This is a genomic window from Kitasatospora sp. NPDC059747 (genome assembly GCF_042732955.1).
Classification (GTDB): domain Bacteria; phylum Actinomycetota; class Actinomycetes; order Streptomycetales; family Streptomycetaceae; genus Kitasatospora.
In genome coordinates this window covers 1-2,369 of record NZ_JBHWGV010000017.1, presented here as the reverse complement: position 1 = coordinate 2,369, position 2,369 = coordinate 1, and the positions used below count along the sequence as shown (strand labels likewise).

Here is a 2,369-nt window from a genome sequence, read left to right as displayed (position 1 = left end):
CTACATTGGGGGGGGGTCCTTGGGGGGGGGGGGGGGGGGTTCTTGTTGGTGGGGTGCCAACCGGGGCGGGGGGGGGGGCCCGCATAGGCCCACGCCCCCTTCCGTCGCTCCCACGTTCGATCGCGCGGCCCCGCCGCGCTGTCCCCCGCCTTCCCGCTCCCTACCTTCCCCCGCTTCCCCGCGTCCCCGTTTCCCTGCCTCCCCCGCCGGGCTCCTCAGCCGCAGGAACGCGCCGGATCGGACTCCGGGTCCGCGCTCCGGGCCCCCGGGATGTGCGGCAGCCGCGCCGCCGACACCACGCCCTCCAGGTACCCGCGCGCCCGCTCCGTCCGGGGATAGGCCTCCAGCAGCGCCCAGAACCCCGGACCGTGATCCGGCACCAGCAGGTGCGCCAGCTCGTGCAGCAGCACGTAGTCGAGCACGTACTCCGGCATCCCCTGGAGACGGTGCGAGAGCCGGATCGTCCCCTCGCTCGGCGTGCACGAGCCCCAGCGCGAATTCTGGTTCGTGACCCAGCGGACCTGGGCCGGCTTCGCCCGGCCGTCCAGGTACGCGGCCGACAGCTCGCGGGCCCGCGCCTCCAACGCGTCGTCCCCCGGGATCCGGCGGCTCTCCTGCGCGGCCAGCTTCTCCAGCATCTGCGCGACCCACCGCTGCTCCTCGGCGTGCGACATCCGCGCCGGGATCAGGACGACGGTGCGGTCGCCCTCGCGGTAGGCCGAGACGGTGCGGCTGCGGCGGGCACTGCGGCGCACCTCGACCCGCGTGCGGTCGTGCGACTCCCCCGGCTTGGGCGGGGACGCCTGGTGCTGTGCCTGGTGCTGCGACTGATGCTGCGTCTGGTGCTGGGGCTGCGCGGATTTCGGCTGCTGATCCGAGCGCCCGCGCGTGCTCGGCGCCGCCACTTGCGACCCGGACGCTGCACGGGCACGCCGACGCGACGCCGATGGATGGGAGTCCCGCTCGGCTGCCATGGCACACGACGTTACCCGCTACCACTGACAGAAGTCCGCTGCCATGGCCGAAATCTTTCGTGGAGTGATCGGTAACGAAAGGCCGACAAGGGGTGTCCGGAAACCGACGCCGGAGCGGATACCCAGTTATCCACAGGACCTGCGAACCGATGATGTGATCACGGGCCAGCGCCTGTGGATAACCCGGCGCACGATGTCGCCCCGATCGGGCAAGCTGCCGTCAGCCGTCCGAAAACGATCGGAAAGGACACCGCCGTGCGCCTCGCCCTCAAGCCCGCCCTGTCCCGCAGCTGGCGCGACACCGAGACCCTGCAGTTCGGGACCATCAGCCGCTACGCGGGAGTGGTCGAGCACGCCGACAAAACCCTGTGCGACTTCCTGGGCCTGCTCGACGGCACCCGGGACCGTCCCGCGCTGCTGGCGGCCGGCGAGAAGGCCGGGCTCGGCCGCGACCCGGCCGAGGCGCTGCTCGCCGAGCTGGAGGAGGCCGGGCTCCTCGACGACGCGGAGGCGGCCGAGGCCGCGCTCGCCCGCTTCCCGCAGCCGCACCGGGAGCTGCTGGGGCCGGACCTCGCCTCGCTCTCGCTGGTCCACTCCGGCCCGGGTGCCGCACCGGCGGTGCTCGCCCGGCGGGCGGACACCAGGATCGAGGTCCGCGGCGCGGGGCGGGTCGGGGCCGCCGTGGCGGCGGTGCTCGCGGCAGGCGGGGCGGGGGCCGTCACGGTGAAGGACGGCGGCCGCGTCCGGCCCGGCGACTGCTCCCCCGCGGGCGTGCCGCCGTCCGACGTCGGGCGGCTGCGGATGACGGCGGCCAAGGAGGCGGTCCAGCGGGCCTCGGCCCGTCGCCCGGCACCCGCGCCGCGGCGGGCCGCGGACGCGCCGCCCGATCTCGTGGTGCTCGCGCCGCGGGACGGCAGCGGGGCGTTCGCGGGCGGGGCGTACGAGGCGCGGCAGCTGCTGCGGGCCGGGGTGCCGCATCTCTACGTGGGCGTGGTGGAGGAGTTCGGGGTGGTCGGGCCCCTGGTGGTGCCGGGGGTGTCGGCCTGCGGGCACTGCCTGGTGCTGCGGAGGGAGGACGAGGACGCGGCGTGGCCACGGGTGCTGGCCCAGCTCGCGGACGGAGGACCGGGGCGTGCGCGCACCCCGGCCTGCGACACCGCGATGGCCACCGCCGTGGCGGGCCTGGCGGCACTCCACGTCCAGGTGCTGCTCGACGGCGGCCGGCCGCCGAGCGTGAACGGGTGGTGCGAGTTCTCGGCCACCGACGGCATGCCGCGCCGGATGCGCCTGAGGGGCCACCCGGACTGGGGGGGCGCGGGGCCACTGCCCACGAACCTGGTCATCGCGACGACACGGGGGTGGTGTGGGGGGGTGGGGGGTGGGGGGGTGTTGTTG

General features: G+C 75.3%; 1 protein-coding gene and 1 pseudogene. One reads left to right on the top strand and one right to left on the bottom strand.

From position 1 onward, the window contains the following. Nucleotides 1–215: 215 nt before the first annotated feature. Nucleotides 216–764 (bottom strand): annotated as a pseudogene (locus ACFV4G_RS10060) (M48 family metallopeptidase); the annotation flags it as partial. Between the two features lie 465 nt (nucleotides 765–1,229). Here ACFV4G_RS10060 and ACFV4G_RS10055 point away from each other — a divergent pair. Then, on the top strand, nucleotides 1,230–2,369 hold a 1,140-nt coding region (locus ACFV4G_RS10055), incomplete at its 3' end, for a ThiF family adenylyltransferase (RefSeq protein WP_380438456.1).